Genomic DNA, 14,759 nt, shown 5'->3' with positions numbered 1-14,759 from the left:
TTGAAGGCTTAATGATGAAAGCGTTTTGCTTCAATCACATCGTCTATTTGGCTAATTTTACTTAGCAGTTTATTTAACGAGTCCAGGTTGTACAGTTCCATCGTCATATTAATCACCGCGGTTTGCGCTTTAATATCCGAACTACTGCTCATACTGGTCACGTTGGCTTTTTCATTGGCCAAGATACTGGTGATATCGCGTAACAAGCCATTACGATCATTCGCCACAATCCGAATGTCGACTTCGTAACCAGAGGCATACTTGTCACCCCAAGTTGCATCGACCACACGTTCTGGATGCGTATCCAATAAGGTTTTGAACTGATCGCAATCATCACGGTGAATCGCAATACCGCGACCTTGCGTGATATAGCCAATAATGGCATCGCCCGGTAACGGCTGACAACAACCCGCCATATGTGTCAGCAAATTACCAACACCTTGCACCACCACATCACTTTTCACTTTATTGGTGGGTAGCGGTTTGGTTTTTAAACGCGGATCAATCTCGGGTAATTCATGATTTGGGCTTTGGCTTTGAATAAAGTGGACCACTTGTGTCACTTTGATTTCACCACCGCCAATGCCGACTAATAGCTCGTCCATGCTATTCACATTAAAGCGTTGCAACACCTTGGTTGGCGCTTCAATCTGCAGGTTTAACCGATTCAATTCGGCATCGAGTAATTCGCGACCGGCTGACAAATTCTTATCACGATCTTGTAAGCGGAACCAATATTGTACCTTAGAGCGTGCCCGGCTTGATTTTAAATAGCCTAAATTAGGATTTAGCCAATCACGGCTAGGGTTGGGCTCACGCCCCGTAAGAATTTCGACCTGATCACCGGTTTTTAATTGGTAGGTAAAAGGCACGATGCGCCCAGAAATTTTCGCGCCGATACAACGATGCCCAACGTTAGAATGTACATAGTAAGCAAAATCTAACGGTGTCGAGCCCATCGGTAAATCAACAATATCGCCTTTGGGCGTAAAGACATAAACGCGATCTTCGATAACCTGAGTACGCAGCTCTTCAGCCAAGTCGGTGCCATCGGCTAAATCTTCCTGCCATTGCAGTAACTTACGTAACCAGCTAATTTTTTCATCGTTCGCCACGGTTTTGCTGGCCGCGCCGCCCTCTTTGTAACGCCAATGCGCCGCGACACCCAATTCGGCATCTTCATGCATTTGCCGTGTACGGATCTGGATCTCGATCGGCCGCCCTTGTGGGCCTAGCACCACGGTATGAATAGATTGATAACCATTTTGTTTTGGCGTGGCGATGTAATCGTCGAACTCTTTGGGTAAATGCCGCCAATTGGTGTGCACTAAACCCAAAGACGCATAGCAATCTTGCACACGCTCGGTAACAATCCGAACCGCTCTGATGTCATACAACTGTTCGAAGGACAGCTGCTTTTTCTGCATTTTCTTCCAAATGCTAAAAATGTGTTTCGGTCGGCCGTAAACTTCGGCTTGCACTTGCGCGTCGAGCATTTTTTGCCGAACCGCAGCCACAAAATCCTGCATATATTGTTCGCGATCTAAGCGCCGTTCTTCCAGTAAACTGGCCACCTGTTTGTAAGTGGTCGGATGCAAATAGCGAAACGCCAGATCTTCAAGTTCCCATTTTAATTGGCCAATACCTAAACGGTTGGCTAAGGGCGCAAAAATGGCATTGGTTTCTTTCGCCGCGAGAACGCGCGTTTCTTCATCGGCATCTTTCACATCACGCAGGTAGCAAATTTGTGCCGCTAATTTAATCACCACCGCGCGCACATCTTCTACCATGGCTAACAACATGCGCCGTAAGTTATCCGCTTGTTGGCCATCCGCACCTTGCTTAACACTGGTTGGGATAGTGCGGATCGCTTCCATTTGTTGCACCGCAGACAGCAGCAAGGCCACCGGAGCCGAAAAATTGGCTTCAATCTGCGCCAATTCCAGCAGGCCCGCCTCAAAAGCAGGAAATAACAAGGAGGCAAGCAGTGAATCCTGATCCATTTTAAGATCAGCTAAAATCTCGACCATTTCCCAGCCGGTTCGCACCTCTAGCACATCGTCGTCTAGTTGTTGCTGTTTTAGCCAGGCTGCGCATTCTAATAATGCACCAATCCTTTTTTCAGACAGCCCCAGTGAGCACAGCCATTCGACTGTCTCACCACCATGGTAGCCACTGCTGTGTGACTGGCGCACCCTAACCATGCTTTGTCCTCATTAAAATAAGTCGTTCCAGCTTATTGCACGTCACGAAAGTCAGCCAGATTGGCTAACGACTAAACAACGCCATCAATTCCAGATGACTCGTGTGGGGAAACATATCGATGCCAGCAATCTTTTGCAACTGATAACCCGACTGTAACAAAACTTTTGCATCGCGCGCAAAGGTCGCGGCATTGCACGATATGTACAATATCTGTGCCGGTTTTAGCTTAACCAGCTGTGGCATCGCGCCTTCGGCGCCGGCTCGGGCAGGATCAAGCACGATCTTCTGGTAAATCGGGTTATTCCAGTCAGTTTTACCCCAAGCTAAATGCAAATCGGCTTGCCAAAACTGGGTGTTAGTAATGCCATTAAGTTGGGCATTCGCCGTGGCTTGCTGCACCATAGTGGCAAGCCCTTCAACACCATGCACCAATTTAGCGCGCTGCGCCAAGGCTAAACTAAAATTCCCCATACCTGCATACAAATCAAGAATATTATCCTCAGCTTGCGGCTGCAACCATTGTAGCGCTAATGACACCATTTGCTTATTTAATTGCGGATTGACTTGAATAAAATCGGTGGCGGCAAAGGCCAACTCTAAACCTTGCTCGCTTAACCGATAACGCGGACTTGGCGCATTAGGCTGCCAGTTTGTTAACTGCCCTGCTTCGGCTTCACCCAGCCAAACCGCGTCAGGCCACGCCGTAACAAATAATTGTTGCTCAGCGGCGGTCAATGGCTTGATGTGCCGCACAATTAAAAACACTTGCTGCTCAGCGGCAATCACTTCAACATGCGTGATCGCACTCGGCTCTGATAATTGTGGTACAACCTGTTGTAATACTGCAAAAATAGGCTGTAACTGCGGCTGCAGTACAGCACAGGCCTTAATAGGCGTGAGGGTTTTGCTGGCGCTTTCTCGAAAGCCAACCGTCAGCTGCTTGCGTTTACGATCAAACCAAACACCAATTCGCGCTTTACGCCGATAACCTTGATCGGGGCCCGTTAACAACGGCTGCCATGGCAACTCGCCTAAACCGGTTTGATGACGGATTAACTCATCTACACCTTGTTGTTTTAAGCGTGCTTGCTCGGCACTGGCCACATGCTGCAATTGACAACCACCACATAACTGATAATGCGGACAAAAAGGCGTCACTCGCAATGGGCTGGCTTTAAGTACCCGCTCAACGCGCGCTTTAATAAAATGCGCTTTATCTTCAGTCACCTTAGCGAGCACCTGTTCGCCAGCTAAAGCGCCGCTGACAAAAGCAATTTTCTGTTGCCAACGACCAATACCATTGACTTCATAATCGGTCGATTCCACTTGCAATTTTACTTGCTGGCCAAGGTGTTGCGCTTTTTGTTTCGGTTTATAGAGCGTTACCATTCGATGCAGGTCTTATAGGCATTTAAAGGATCATGTGTCATTATGACATGGCTGAGCTTAATTGTAACAAGTGCCGTGCCCTGATGAAAAAAATTGGTCTGCGTTTTTGGTTAATTCTTTGTAGTGTGCTACCCAGCTTGCTGGTGGGTATACTGCTGGCTAGCTATTTTAACCACCGGCAACAACAGGCCAGTGAATTACACTTGCATGAGCGTGCTGCCAATGTCGCCCTGATGTTGGCGATTAGCAGCCAACCCCTGTTACAACAACAGCCACTAAAAACCGTTCTGCCTTTGCTGGAACATGCCCATCGCTTAAACGCCCCCTTGATCACCAGTATTTCGTTATTTGATGCTGAGGGCCGTTTATTACTGACCAGCAATAGCCAACAAGATTTATCTACTCATGCGGTGCATCAACAGGCCACTAAGCCTTCGCAAATCCGCTTTTATTCGTCCCAACCACAATTAATTGTCTATCAGCCATTATTACGCGATAACAATTTATTGGCAGAAGACCCTGGCTATTTGCTATTGCAGTTTGACCAACAACATATTGTATTACAGCAACAACTAGGGGTGCTGCAAAGCGGCGCTTTAATTGCTTTAGTCTTGCTGCTCGCACTGGGTTTAACCCTATTTTTAATTCAAAAACTGCAACCTGAACTGCAACGTCTGAAACGGCAAATGCAGCAATTGATGGATGGACAATATCGACTGCGGCCTTATTTGTTAGGCGTTCGCGAGTTTGATGACTTTCAACAAGGCTTGTTGAAATTAGCCGAGCATCTGTCTCGGCTAGAGCAAGAAATGCAGCAAAATATTGAACAAGTGACCAGTGATTTACAACTGAGCATGGAGCAGCTTGAGATCCAAAATATCCAGCTCGATTTTGCGAAACGCAAAGCGCTAGAAGACAACCGGCAAAAGTCGGATTTTTTAGCCAAAATGAGCCATGAACTACGCACCCCGTTAAACGCCGTCATTGGCTTTACCCGGCAATTATTAAAAACCCCGCTGACTCACCATCAAAGTGACTACCTACAAACTATCCAGAAGTCGGCAAATAGCCTATTGAATTTGGTCAATGATGTATTGGATTTTTCGCGGTTAGAAGAAGGCCGTATGTCGATTAATCCTGAACCGTTTTCACTGCGCGACGTGCTAAACGATACCATCGAATTATTAGTCAGCAACGCTTTTGATAAGCAATTAGAGTTGGTGTTGTTGGTCGAGCCAGACTGCCCTGATGCCGTGGTAGCCGATCCGGCTCGATTAACTCAGGTATTGATGAATATTGCCGGTAATGCCATTAAATTTACTGAGCATGGCAGTATCATCATTCGGGTTAAAGCCACCAGTTTAAACGATGAACAAATTCAGCTACAAATTTCGGTTAAAGATACCGGTCGTGGCATCAGTGAAGATAAAAAACGTCATTTATTTGATGGCGTCACACCGCTTGAGCAAAGCGACCAACAAACCGGCTCTGGCTTAGGCTTACTTATCTCGAAACGGTTAGTGCTAGCCATGCAAGGTACTATTGGCTTTGAAAGCAAGTTAGCCGAGGGTTCAACTTTTTGGTTTACCATTAAGTGCCAACGCCATCAACTGTCGGTTGCGGAAGCGCTACCGCTAGAGTTGCTGGCTGAAAAAACCGTTTTGTATTTTGAACCACAGCAATATTCACGCGAGGCCACCTTACAACTGCTGAGCAGCTGGGGAATGGTGGTGACGGCTTGCGCCACCAAAGCGCAACTACAACAAGCACTTAGCCAGCCTAAGGCTTATGATATCGGCTTATTAGGCCGAGCCGTTGCCATTAATCAGGTCAATGAAATTATTACGCTGGTGCAGCGCATTAAAGCGCACTGCCAGCATGTCTATTTGTTGGTGAATACCTTATCACCCAACTTGCGTGAAGTATTGCTCAGCTCAGGCGCCAGCGCTTGTTTACCCAAGCCGGCTCATATGCGCAAATTAGCCTTAACCTTAGCTCAGCCCTATACCGACATTGCTCAAGCCAATGGCCAAAGTGAAGAGCTGCTATCGCCAGGCTTAAAAGTGTTAACGGTCGACGATAACGAAGCCAACTTAAAACTGATTAATACGCTTTTACGTGAGCATGTGCATTTTCTGGATTCGGCTCGTGATGGTGCCGCCGCGTGGCAGAAATCCACGCAGCATGCCTACGATATTATCTTTATGGACATTAATATGCCGGTGATGGATGGCATCACGGCGTGTCAGCGCATTCGACAAAGCTCGTTAAATGAGCATACACCGATTATTGCTGTAACCGCACATGCGATGGATGGCGAGCGTACACGCTTAATCAATGCCGGCTTTAATGAATTTTTAACCAAACCGTTAGATGACAAAATGCTGTTGTTTACCTTGCAAGAGTATTGTCAGCTGCAAAAACATCAAGATACCCAGCAACAAGCCTTACAAGTGGTGCCTTTAATCGATTGGCCCATGGCGTTACAACGGGCAGCAGGTAAACCGGAATTAGCGCAAGAGATGCTGCTGATGTTGTTAAAAAGCTTACCGCAGTCTGAAAAACAAATTAACCAAGCGATTAGAGATAATGACCAACAAATGCTGCTGCATGCCTTACACAAACTGCATGGCGCCTGTTGTTATACCGGTGTGCCCAGGTTAAAAAATCTACTGGAAGCGCTTGAAACACAATTAAAACGCGGCGCCAATATCAAGTTATTGGAGCCGGAGTTATCAGAGTTAGACGATGTTATCCAGCTGCTCTATGGCATCGATCCGTCGATGCCAGAGCCATGAGCTTAAGATTCTAAAATGACCGTGGCACAAGCATAAGCCTGCTCATCACTGATACTGAGCCAAACTGCAGTAACGCCCTTCTCGGCAGCTAACACAGCAGCCTGCTCGGTTAAGGTTAACTCAGGCTTGCCCCAGACATCATTACGGATCTCAAAATGTTGAAATGAAATGCCGCGACCAATACCGGTACCCAAGGCTTTTGCCGCGGCTTCTTTCGCGGCAAAACGTTTTGCAAAGTAACGCTCGGGTTGCCGATGATTTTGATATTGCTCTTGCTCAAACGGGGTTAACACCCGCAGCACTAATCGAGGGGTCTGCTGCAAACTTCGGGCAATGCGTTCAATCGCCACAATATCAGTACCTAGGCCGCGGATCGCCATTAACGACGTGCCTCTACCATCAGCCGTTTCATTTCGCTTACTGCTGGGCCTAAACCGCTAAAAATAGCGCGGGCAATAATGGCATGACCAATATTAAGCTCGTACATTTCAGGGATAGCCGCAATAGGCTGTACGTTATGATAATGCAAACCATGGCCCGCATTGACCGTTAACCCCAATGAAGCCGCATAGGTTGCAGCCTCTTGAATACGCTTTAGTTCGGCTAACTGCTCCGCGGGATGCTTGGCTTCGGCATACTTACCCGTGTGGATCTCGATAAAGGGTGCGCCGACTTCGGCCGCGGCAGCAATTTGTTTTTTATCGGCATCAATAAACAGTGATACCAAAATATTATCTGCGGCAAGTTGCGCCACAGCATCACGCATTTGGCTTAATTTACCGGCAACTTCTAAACCGCCTTCGGTGGTCAATTCTTCACGCTTTTCTGGGACTAAACAACAAAAATGCGGTTTCAGCTTAGCCGCAATGCCCAGCATTTCATCGGTCAGTGCCATTTCGAAATTGAGCCGTGTTGCTAAGGTCTCGCGTAAAATAAACACATCGCGATCAATAATATGGCGGCGGTCTTCGCGCAAATGCACGGTTATGCCATCCGCACCGGCTTGCTCGGCCATCAGTGCCGCGTGCACTGGCTCGGGATAATAAGTGCCACGTGCATTACGCACTGTTGCCACGTGATCAATATTGACACCCAAATAAATTGCCGTCATTTTTCTCTCCACTCTTTGGGTTACGCCTTATCGGACGAAGTAAATAATGCCCTGCTGGCTAAAGGTTTATTGCCCAGTAACGGGGCCAGTAATTGTCGAGTCAGTTGTTTAGCCACCGGTAATAGCCCGACAACATGCCATTGCTCTGCGGCCAGCGCTAGCAACAAAGCACCAGGCCAGCCTTGCTGCACGGGCACCAAGCCTTGCTCTGGCACATAACAATAATGCTGCTCGGCTTGCAAAGGTCGATCATAGCAGTCAGATGACCAGTCAGGTAATACGCCTAATTCGTCTAATAAGGCCAATTCAAATTGGCGCAACGCACTTTCTAAACCCGTTGCTTGTTGTTGTACCTGCACTAGCGCGGCTAATGCCTGTTGATATAAAGCAAATAAGTTATCTGATGGCTGATCAGCAGGCCATAAACGACATATCAATTCATTGAGATAAAGACCACTGAACAGCACCTTACCGCTTAATTGGCTGGCGGCACGGCTCTCTTCGAGCTGTTTTACCGTTTTTAAGTCACTGCGACCGGTTAAACTGACCGAGAACAACTGAAAGGGTTGGAGTGCGCGATGCTGTTTGCCACTGCGTCGCCGCGCAACAGCGCTAATGCGCCCTTGCTCAGGTAACAACAGTGACAATAAAAGTTTATCTTCCTGAAAGGGACGGCTATGCAAAATATAGGCAGGCCAGAGCTTAGCGTCCATTGGCGGGCTTAATCTTCGCCGTAACCTAGGCTGCGCAGCGCTCGCTCATCATCTGCCCACCCCGATTTCACTTTAACCCAGACTTGCAAAAACACCGGCGCATCCAACATGTCCGCCATATCTAGCCGGGCTTCAGTGGCAATTTGCTTAATCCGCTCGCCTTTGTTACCAATGACCATCCGCTTCTGACTTTCGCGCTCAACCAGCACTAACGCTGCAATGTGAAAATGTTTTTCTTCCCATTTAAAGCGCTCGATCTCCACCGTGACGGCATAAGGTAATTCATCACCGAGAAAGCGCATCAGTTTTTCACGGACGATTTCTGCTGCCATAAAACGCTGCGAGCGATCGGTAATATAATCTTCTGGGAAAAAGAATTCGCAAGGCGGCAGCTGGCGTTGTATCACTTTACGTAGGGCTTCAACATTATCGCCGGTTTCAGCAGATAACGGCACCACATCTAAAAACGGTAACTGGCTGCCCAACCACTGTAGATGCGGTAATAAATCTGATTTGTCTTTATACAAATCGACTTTATTCACCACCAAGACCACCGGTTTATTGGCCGCGATCAGTTTGTTCAGCACCATTTGATCGTCATCGTGCCAACGCGTGCCTTCAACCACAAAAATCACACACTCTACGTCTTGAATTGATGACGAAGCCGCTTTATTCATCAGGCGGTTAATCGCGCGTTTTTCTTCAATATGCAGGCCTGGGGTATCGACATAGACGGTTTGATACTGCTCTTGAGTATCAATACCGACAATACGATGGCGGGTCGTTTGGGGCTTTTTTGACGTAATACTGACTTTCTGACCCACTAATTTATTTAACAGGGTCGATTTACCGACATTCGGCCGCCCAACTATGGCCACCAAACCGGCAAAAGTCGTTGCTGCGTCGGGCTGTTGCTTATCTGTCATGTTTAATTTGTTCCAAAGCCAACTGAGCCGCATCCTGCTCAGCTTTGCGCCGAGATGAACCGGTCGCATTAATCGGGGGCATGCCTGGCACGGTGCAACGCACAGTGAAAGTTTGCTGATGAGCCTCACCCACGGTGGCAATCACATCGTAGGTGGGCAAGGGTTTACGTAACCCTTGTAAATATTCTTGCAGCAGGGTTTTCGAGTCTTTTTGCTGGCCTGGGGTAATCTCTTGTAAACGCTGTGCAAACCACAACATGATTTGCGCTTTACACGCTGCCATACCGCTATCTAAATAAATTGCCCCAATAATCGCTTCTAGCGCATCCGCTAAAATCGATTCTCGACGAAAACCACCACTTTTTAACTCACCTGGCCCTAAACGTAAAAACTCAGATAAGCCTAATTCTTGGGCAATAGAGGCTAAGGTGACCCCTTTTACCAGCGCCGAGCGCATGCGTGTTAAATCGCCTTCGCGGGTCTCTGGAAAACGCTCAAATAACGCTTCCGCAATGACCAGACCAAGTAAGGCATCACCTAGAAATTCTAACCGCTCATTATGTTGTCCTTTACAACTGCGGTGAGTCAGCGCCTGCTCCAATAAGGCGGGTTGCTGAAACTCATAACTTAATTTGCGCATCAGCGGTGCTAACGGTTTATGCATAAAACACTCTTAATGGATCGGTCCTAGTCGTGCAAAACGTACACCGACCGGAACCCAACGCGGTAACCAGCTATTCGGGTCTTCGCTAAATTCAAAACTCATCCAGACAAATACCGCTTTACCAACCATGTTATCGGCAGGCACAAAGCCCCAAAACCGACTATCAACACTGTTGTCGCGATTATCACCTAGTACAAAATAGTGGCCTGCAGGTACAACAAACTCATCAATACCCGTACCTGGCTGACGATAGAAATCCTGTAGATTGTCTGGCAGCATCGGAGTTTGCAAAATATTGTGCGTTACCTGTCCCAGCGTTTCTTCATATCGGCGTTGTGGTAACGGCCCCATAAAGAACTCAGCCTCGGCTTGAAAGGTTAACGGGATCATTTCTAAATTGCCGCAGCCGCTGGTTTGACCTTCGCTACAAGCGCGTTGGATATACAATTGCTTTTGCTTATACACAATACGATCGCCAGGCAAACCCACAACCCGCTTGATATAGTCTAAACGTGGATTAGGCGGATATTTAAATACCGCAACATCTCCACGCTCAGGCTGATTGTTTGACCACAAGGTCTTGCGCCAAACCGGATCTTTTACATCATAAGAAAACTTTTCTACCAAAATAAAATCACCGACCAACAAGGTCGGCATCATCGATCCTGACGGAATTTGAAACGGCTCGTATAAAAACGAGCGTAACAAGGTGATGCCCGCAACTACCGGTAAAATTGAAATGGCGGTTTCAACAATGGCCGGTTGTTTTAAAAAGTCTTGCTGAACCTGTTCTGGCAATACCGACTTCGATTGGGCATTGGCAAAAGCTAATTTTTGCTGCCGCTTCGGCGCGAGTAAAAACCGCTCGAATAACCAAGTAACGGTACATGCTAACGTCAGTAACACCAAAAATATTGCAAAATAACCAGCCATTAAGCTTCCTTAATCATGCGATCGGGGTTTATTTACCCACTTTTAAAATGGCCAAGAAGGCTTCTTGTGGCACTTCCACATTACCCACTTGTTTCATCCGTTTTTTACCGTCTTTTTGCTTTTGTAAGAGCTTTTTCTTCCGGCTAATATCGCCACCATAACATTTCGCTAATACGTTTTTGCGTAACTGTTTTACCGTAGTACGAGCAATAACATGGTTGCCAATAGCTGCTTGAATGGCAATATCGAACATCTGCCGTGGGATCAGCTCTTTTAGCTTTTCCGCTAACTGCCGGCCTCGACCTTGTGCAAAATCGATATGACTGATGATGGCCAACGCATCTACCCGCTCGCCGTTAATCAAGATATCAACCCGCTGCATATTCGAGGTTTGGAAACGTTTGAAACTGTAATCCAATGACGCATAACCGCGACTGGTCGATTTTAAGCGGTCGAAGAAATCCATCACCACTTCAGCCATCGGCAGTTCGTAAACCACGGCGACTTGTCGACCGTGGTAGCTCATATTAATTTGCGTACCGCGCTTTTCGATACATAGGGTAATAACGTTACCTAAATACTCTTGCGGCACCAAGATATGCGCTTCAACGATAGGCTCACGGATCTCATCAATATCATTTACCGCAGGTAAATCGCTGGGGTTATCCACTAAAATGGTCTCGCCATTTTTGGTGACCACTTCATACACTACCGTTGGTGCTGTTGTAATCAGATCCAGATCGTATTCCCGCTCTAAGCGCTCTTGAATGATTTCCATGTGCAACATACCCAGGAAACCGATCCGAAAGCCAAAGCCTAATGCGCCTGAGTTTTCTGGTTCATAAAATAATGACGAGTCGTTTAAGCTTAACTTAGCCAGCGCATCACGAAAGTCTTCATAATCATCGCTGGACACCGGGAAAACCCCCGCATACACCTGCGGTTTAATCCGTTTAAAACCCGGTAAGGCTTTTTCAGCGCTGTTTTTTGCCAAGGTTAAGGTATCACCCACTGGTGCGCCTTTGATTTCTTTAATACCGGCAATCACAAAGCCTACTTCACCGGTTTTTAATTCGCCGGTATTGGTGGCTTTCGGGCTGAACACCCCTACTTTATCTACTTCAAAGATTTGCCCACTCGACATCACTTTGATTTTGTCTTTGGTTTTAATACTACCGTGTTTTACCCGAACTAAAGAGACAACACCTTGGTAGGCGTCAAACCAAGAATCGATAATTAATGCTTGCGTCGGGGCATCCGGCTCGCCTTCTGGGCAAGGGATTTTTTTAACGATGGTTTCTAACACATCCTTGATACCCAAACCGGTTTTGGCCGAACACTGCACCGCACCGAGGGCTTCAATACCAATAATATCTTCGATTTCTTCGGCTACCCGCTCCGGCTCTGCCTGTGGTAAGTCGATCTTATTCAGTACCGGGATAACTTCTAAATTCATGTCCAAGGCGGTATAGCAGTTGGCCACAGTTTGTGCCTCTACCCCTTGTCCGGCATCCACTACCAATAACGCGCCTTCACAGGCGGCTAACGAACGGCTTACTTCATAAGTAAAGTCTACGTGGCCTGGCGTATCGATAAAGTTTAGCTGGTAAGTGTTGCCATCATCCGCAGGGTAATACAGCGTCACACTCTGTGCTTTGATGGTGATACCACGTTCACGCTCCAGATCCATGGAATCCAGCACTTGTTGCTGCATTTCACGATCACTTAAACCGCCACAATATTGGATCAGGCGATCGGATAAGGTAGATTTTCCGTGGTCAATGTGGGCAATAACTGAGAAATTTCTGATATGTTCAAGTTTAGGCATGGTATCCGCAAGAAACTAAGCGTATGGCCGCCGTCGCTGTCAGTAAATGACCAATAGCTTAAGACTAACCATACAGGTTATTAATAAAATTAGCGCGAATTGTACTCTATCCCGCGGCAGCTTGCTATGGTTGTTAAGCGTCAGTCGCTGCAGGGTTTAGCTTTATACTGGGCAGTACGCTTAAGATGATCACTTGCTCTTGCTGGCTTTGCAAAGACTGATTATAGCGCCGAGCTAAAGCAAAGCCGCTGGCCCCGCCGATCAGTGCGCCCAACATCAACCAGCCTTCAGCCGGTTGCCATAGGCTTTGCATGGTCACCACTACCACTAACATCAACACTAAGGGTAATAAATAGACGGCCAAGGCCGCTAACACTAAGCCTTGCTCGGCAACACCAATCGTCACTTGTTCACCGGGTAACAGCTGTAACGGAGTTTTGACAAAAAAGCGATTTTGGCGAGGTGTAAAGGTTTGCGCCACGATGCCAGTACCACAATCAGTACTGACATGACAGCTATGACAGGTCCCAGCCGGTGTGGTATTTAGCCAGACCCCATCGGATTCAATGGCTAATACGGTGGCTATTTCTTCAACCATGGGGCAGCTGGCTCATCATTAGCGCACTGCAGCGGCTAAACGCTTAGCCGTTTCAATGCTGATTGGCCCAATCACGGTCACATCCTGTTTAGCATCGGCTTGTACATAAATGGTGGTGGCGCCATCACGGTAAGCTTGAGTGGGTAACTGATGGCTATTCTGCACAAAAACCGACACTTGATGTAAGCCATCTGACAATAACCAGTAACTGAGAACATCAGATTGTAACTGCGGCACTAACAATGGATCGTCGCTAATGCTAAAACCCTTCGGTAACCAGCTAAGTTGGTGCGGTTGCGAAGCCGGTTTGGCCACCACAGGCGGTGTCAGCGCAGGCAACTCAATTTCTAGCAATTGTGCTAAGGTATCGGGAAGCTCAGGAGTGATGCGTAAATGCGTGACCTGCCAAATCTCTAAAGCACGGTTTTTGTTATTGGGATGTTGTTCAGACAATGTATCAATGCGCAGCGGAAAGCCGGTTTGCACATCTACCCACAGCCAATAATGATGCCGATTATCATCAATGGCAGATAGCCTTAACAGTTGGGCACTTCGACCGTCCATCAGCGAACTGCTACCGGCGACCGCATCGTACAGGCTGCGAATTTTTTCGGGGCTTTGAAATAATAATGGCGGCAGTTCTTTAATACTGCTGCTTTGGGTTACGAGAGAAGGACGCTCGCTGAGTAAATAATACACTTTGTCGCTGCGTCTAACGATATCGACACCATCGGCGTACATCGGGATCAGATGTTCAATTTCTTTATCACCCGAACGGCCATGCAACCAACGATAGGTCTCGGCTTGGCCGCCTTTGAGCACGACATAAGAAACGTCAAAATTGTGCTGTTTAACACTCTGCTGCACTTTATCAAATAAAGCCCAACCCGTTTCTTCGGCACTTGCCGGCTGACTACAACACAGCACGACCATACTACAGATGCCAAACAGCCATTTCATCATTATTGCTCGCGTTTTTCCTGTGTTGAGGTTTTGTTCGTTTGCGTTTCAGAAACTCGAATTTGCTGACGGTGCGCCTGTAATAACGCTTGCAGACGTTGCTGTTGCTCTAACATCGCTTGCTGCTCTTGCGCTTCAAAACGATTTTCAACAGACGTTTGACTTAAACTCACTGGCGTAGCAAAACCGGCAACGGGGCGCGTTTGTAACAGAGGCGTGGGCGCACTCAGTTGCTGTTCGAGCGGTTGCTGATATTGCTGCACACCAAATACCGCCACTAAAGCGACACTGGCGGCAATAGCACCATGTGCTGCCGGTTTAAACCATTCGGCATTCGCCGCCTGTAGTAAACCGTTTTTCATTTTCTGTAATAAACTGCTGCTGTTTTGCAATTGATAGGTTGGCTCTTGTTCCAACATACTGGCCAAGTTATCGGCAAAATCCAGTGGTAACACACTTTCGGCTTCATTTCGAAGCACGGCACCAGCCAACTGATAGCGCTGCACGGTTTCCTGCAAATCAGGCTGCTGTAACAATTCTGACAGTTGCTCGGCAGTTAACGCGTGATTATCGGCGGCTTGTGACAGCCATTCTTGCTTTTCTGACAACATAAAGTTTCCTGTCAAATAGTCTA

13 protein-coding genes are annotated in these 14,759 nt (G+C 47.4%); 1 reads left to right on the top strand and 12 read right to left on the bottom strand.

Features of this window, described 5'->3' with window-relative positions; all coding sequences use genetic code 11:
• Positions 1–8: 8 nt before the first annotated feature.
• Both relA and rlmD read right to left on the bottom strand, forming a co-directional pair.
• Positions 9–2,204 (bottom strand): GTP diphosphokinase, encoded by a 2,196-nt coding sequence (relA, locus tag LMJ53_RS06830; protein WP_229585389.1) that lies wholly within the window; start codon positions 2,202–2,204, stop codon positions 9–11.
• A 64-nt stretch (positions 2,205–2,268) separates the two neighbouring features.
• Positions 2,269–3,594 (bottom strand): 23S rRNA (uracil(1939)-C(5))-methyltransferase RlmD, encoded by a 1,326-nt coding sequence (gene rlmD / locus LMJ53_RS06825; protein ID WP_229585388.1) that lies wholly within the window; start codon positions 3,592–3,594, stop codon positions 2,269–2,271.
• Positions 3,595–3,677: 83 nt separating this feature from the next.
• Between rlmD and LMJ53_RS06820 the strand changes: the two genes are divergently transcribed.
• Positions 3,678–6,392 carry a response regulator gene (locus tag LMJ53_RS06820; protein WP_229585387.1) on the top strand — a complete coding sequence of 905 codons (2,715 nt, stop codon included), beginning with the start codon at positions 3,678–3,680 and terminating at the stop codon, positions 6,390–6,392.
• A 2-nt stretch (positions 6,393–6,394) separates the two neighbouring features.
• On the opposite strand, the gene acpS is transcribed toward LMJ53_RS06820, so the two are convergent.
• From acpS to LMJ53_RS06770, 10 genes are all read right to left on the bottom strand, one after another.
• Complete coding sequence (gene acpS, locus LMJ53_RS06815) at positions 6,395–6,772, bottom strand: holo-ACP synthase (RefSeq protein WP_226749610.1); 378 nt, start codon at positions 6,770–6,772, stop codon at positions 6,395–6,397.
• Entirely contained in the window at positions 6,772–7,503 is a 732-nt protein-coding gene (pdxJ, locus tag LMJ53_RS06810; RefSeq protein WP_229585386.1) for a pyridoxine 5'-phosphate synthase, read from the bottom strand. Before pdxJ ends, acpS begins: the two co-directional genes overlap by 1 nt.
• A 20-nt stretch (positions 7,504–7,523) precedes the next feature.
• Positions 7,524–8,216 (bottom strand): DNA repair protein RecO, encoded by a 693-nt coding sequence (gene recO / locus LMJ53_RS06805; RefSeq protein ID WP_229585385.1) that lies wholly within the window; start codon positions 8,214–8,216, stop codon positions 7,524–7,526.
• An 8-nt stretch (positions 8,217–8,224) separates the two neighbouring features.
• Positions 8,225–9,142, bottom strand: a complete 918-nt coding sequence (gene era / locus LMJ53_RS06800; protein WP_226749607.1) for a GTPase Era — start codon at positions 9,140–9,142, stop codon at positions 8,225–8,227.
• Positions 9,132–9,806 carry a ribonuclease III gene (rnc, locus tag LMJ53_RS06795; protein ID WP_226749606.1) on the bottom strand — a complete coding sequence of 225 codons (675 nt, stop codon included), beginning with the start codon at positions 9,804–9,806 and terminating at the stop codon, positions 9,132–9,134. The genes era and rnc overlap by 11 nt, the downstream gene beginning before the upstream one ends.
• A gap of 9 nt (positions 9,807–9,815) precedes the next feature.
• Positions 9,816–10,739: a signal peptidase I gene (lepB, locus tag LMJ53_RS06790; protein ID WP_229585384.1), complete on the bottom strand. Its 924-nt coding sequence runs from the start codon at positions 10,737–10,739 to the stop codon at positions 9,816–9,818.
• 28 nt (positions 10,740–10,767) lie between these two features.
• The gene (gene lepA, locus LMJ53_RS06785) at positions 10,768–12,567 is read right to left on the bottom strand and encodes a translation elongation factor 4 (protein WP_226749604.1); all 1,800 of its coding nucleotides are present in this window, start codon (positions 12,565–12,567) and stop codon (positions 10,768–10,770) included.
• Positions 12,568–12,700: 133 nt separating this feature from the next.
• Entirely contained in the window at positions 12,701–13,165 is a 465-nt protein-coding gene (locus LMJ53_RS06780) for a SoxR reducing system RseC family protein (protein ID WP_229585383.1), read from the bottom strand.
• Between the two features lie 18 nt (positions 13,166–13,183).
• Entirely contained in the window at positions 13,184–14,128 is a 945-nt protein-coding gene (locus LMJ53_RS06775) for a MucB/RseB C-terminal domain-containing protein (RefSeq protein ID WP_229585382.1), read from the bottom strand.
• On the bottom strand, positions 14,128–14,736 hold the full coding sequence (locus LMJ53_RS06770) for a sigma-E factor negative regulatory protein (RefSeq protein WP_229585381.1): 609 nt from the start codon (positions 14,734–14,736) through the stop codon (positions 14,128–14,130). The genes LMJ53_RS06775 and LMJ53_RS06770 overlap by 1 nt, the downstream gene beginning before the upstream one ends.
• Between the last annotated feature and the right edge of the window lie 23 nt (positions 14,737–14,759).

It is taken from the genome of Rheinheimera sp. UJ51 (assembly GCF_020819615.1).
GTDB lineage: Bacteria > Pseudomonadota > Gammaproteobacteria > Enterobacterales > Alteromonadaceae > Alishewanella > Alishewanella maricola.
Note: the sequence above shows the minus strand (reverse complement) of the source record. Positions and strands in the feature narration are given on the sequence as shown.

Bases quoted from the DNA above. Each gene is read 5' to 3' on its own strand.
- relA (WP_229585389.1), bottom strand. From the start codon at position 2,204: ATGGTTAGGGTGCGCCAGTCACACAGCAGTGGCTACCATGGTGGTGAG.
- rlmD (WP_229585388.1), bottom strand. From the start codon at position 3,594: ATGGTAACGCTCTATAAACCGAAACAAAAAGCGCAACACCTTGGCCAG.
- LMJ53_RS06820 (WP_229585387.1), top strand. From the start codon at position 3,678: ATGAAAAAAATTGGTCTGCGTTTTTGGTTAATTCTTTGTAGTGTGCTA.
- acpS (WP_226749610.1), bottom strand. From the start codon at position 6,772: ATGGCGATCCGCGGCCTAGGTACTGATATTGTGGCGATTGAACGCATT.
- pdxJ (WP_229585386.1), bottom strand. From the start codon at position 7,503: ATGACGGCAATTTATTTGGGTGTCAATATTGATCACGTGGCAACAGTG.
- recO (WP_229585385.1), bottom strand. From the start codon at position 8,216: ATGGACGCTAAGCTCTGGCCTGCCTATATTTTGCATAGCCGTCCCTTT.
- era (WP_226749607.1), bottom strand. From the start codon at position 9,142: ATGACAGATAAGCAACAGCCCGACGCAGCAACGACTTTTGCCGGTTTG.
- rnc (WP_226749606.1), bottom strand. From the start codon at position 9,806: ATGCATAAACCGTTAGCACCGCTGATGCGCAAATTAAGTTATGAGTTT.
- lepB (WP_229585384.1), bottom strand. From the start codon at position 10,739: ATGGCTGGTTATTTTGCAATATTTTTGGTGTTACTGACGTTAGCATGT.
- lepA (WP_226749604.1), bottom strand. From the start codon at position 12,567: ATGCCTAAACTTGAACATATCAGAAATTTCTCAGTTATTGCCCACATT.
- LMJ53_RS06780 (WP_229585383.1), bottom strand. From the start codon at position 13,165: ATGGTTGAAGAAATAGCCACCGTATTAGCCATTGAATCCGATGGGGTC.
- LMJ53_RS06775 (WP_229585382.1), bottom strand. From the start codon at position 14,128: ATGATGAAATGGCTGTTTGGCATCTGTAGTATGGTCGTGCTGTGTTGT.
- LMJ53_RS06770 (WP_229585381.1), bottom strand. From the start codon at position 14,736: ATGTTGTCAGAAAAGCAAGAATGGCTGTCACAAGCCGCCGATAATCAC.